Annotated in this window: 2 pseudogenes; both read right to left on the bottom strand. The window is 74.4% G+C overall.

Features of this window, described 5'->3' with window-relative positions:
- Positions 1-1201: pseudogene (locus tag ABZ281_RS47945) on the bottom strand (5,6-dimethylbenzimidazole synthase); the annotation flags it as partial.
- A 367-nt stretch (positions 1202-1568) separates the two neighbouring features.
- Positions 1569-1845 (bottom strand): annotated as a pseudogene (locus tag ABZ281_RS47940) (hypothetical protein); the annotation flags it as partial.

The following is a 1845-nucleotide window of genomic DNA, read 5'->3' as shown; positions in this document are numbered from 1 at the left end:
GGCACGGATGTGACATCACCCCGCACGGCGGCGACATCCGCGTCCACGCTCGACTAGATGAATGAGTCCAAGGGTTCGCCTGCGGACATGGAGCGGCTACGGCGTCGGCGGGGTCGCCCGCGACGGCCACGGCCTGCTCGGGAACCGCGTACCCGGCCTCGGCCACCTGGGCCTCGACCGCACCGGCGGGGTCACCGGCAGGAGCAGGGCCGGCCTGGGCGGTGTCTCCGGCGGCGGCCAGACCGGCCTGGGCGGCGGCCACCTGGCCCGCTACCGCGTCCACACCCGGCTCTGCGGAGTCCACCTGCGCGGGCACGACCTGCTCCGCGACGGCGGCTTGGGCTCCTTCCGGGCCGACGCCCGCACCAGCGGGGCCACCCTCAGGGATCTGACCCTGCTCGGTCGCGGGTACGGCACCCGGGGCCACGGAGTCACCCACAGGAGTCCAACCGGCCTCGGCGGGAGCCGTCGGCTCACTCGCGGGCTGCTCGGCGTGAGCGGTCCGCTCCGCCTCTGCCGGTGCTGGTGTCGGTGTCGGTACCGGCGGTGTCGTGTGGCTCGTCTCCGCCGTCACGTCCGGCGTCACATCCGCCGTCACGCCGGGCGCGATCCCCTGGGCCGTGCCCATCGGTTCCGTTGCCGGAACAACCGTTTCCGCAGGCGCCACCCCGGCGCTCACCGGCGCCGGGGTCGTGACCGGTGCGCCCCAGGGCGCGGCGGGCGGCGAGGCCGCCGCCTCGGGGGCGCGGGAGCCGTCGAGGTACTCGGGGCCGGCCGAGGCCGGCACCGGCTGGCGAACGGGCGCGTCCGCGGGGCCGCGATCGGCAAGGGAGCGGACCGGGCTGGCGGAGCTGTCGGGCAGCGGCGGGCCGAGGTGCAGGGGCCGACGCGGGGTGATGGGCGGGATCGGCGGCGGGTCGGGCAGACGGACCGCGCTGAGGTCGACCGAGCCGCTGTCGCGGCCGGAGATCTCGTGCGGGCCCGGCTGGTGCACGGTCTCCAGGACCGGCTCCGGTGCGGGCGGAGGGACCTCGTTGCCCCAGGCGCCCTGCGCTCCCGGCAGCAGCAGGTCTTCGTCCTCGGTTTCGGCGGTGGTCTCGGAGAGGTAGGTGTACGCACCGGGCGCGGGGGTGCCCGGCTGCTCCACCATGCCTGCGCTCTCCGGCAGTCCCTCGCCCGGGACCTGGCCGGTGTCGGTCATGCGTACCCCTCGCCCATCGGTTAGTGCTCCTACGACCTGCTCGCCCGGAACGGCGCACCGACCGCCCCGCAGTGAAGAACGAGCGTGCGTCCCCAGCGGCACGAACGGTCCGCCCGGAAAAGGCGACAAAGCCATTCACTGGCATTGTTGCGGCCGTAGCCCTCTCACGGCAGCTTGATCCGCGACGGTTCCGCTGTGGACTGCGCCACGTTGCGCGTCCTCCGGTTCTGCCGTACCACACACACCCCAAAACGGGCGGGTTTTCCGGACATTGACCGACGAAGCGCCGGGCGTCCTTGTGCGGTGCAGCGATCGGCCAGCCTACCGCGCGCAGTACGACAACCCGATCACGGGGACGGCGGCGGGATCAGGCGCCGCGCCGCGGCAGCACGCCGCTGAGCAGGAACGCGACACTCCGCTCCTTCTCCGCCCAGGCCCGGGTGTCGAGTTCGACGGACTGCAGCAGGGCGCACTCGACGCCGTAACCGTGCTCGGTCAGGTCGCGGCCGATGAGTTCGGCGGCGTCGCGGGTGGCGGCGTGCGTGACGATGCGCTGCGGGCGGCCCCGGGCGGCCGACGGTGAGGTGCACGCGCTGCGGGCGCCCGGGTTCGCCGGGGTGCAGTTCCACCCCGAGTCGGTGCTG

The organism is Streptomyces sp. NPDC006265 (genome assembly GCF_040613555.1).
In the GTDB taxonomy this organism is placed as follows: domain Bacteria; phylum Actinomycetota; class Actinomycetes; order Streptomycetales; family Streptomycetaceae; genus Streptomyces.
Note: the sequence above shows the minus strand (reverse complement) of the source record. Positions and strands in the feature narration are given on the sequence as shown.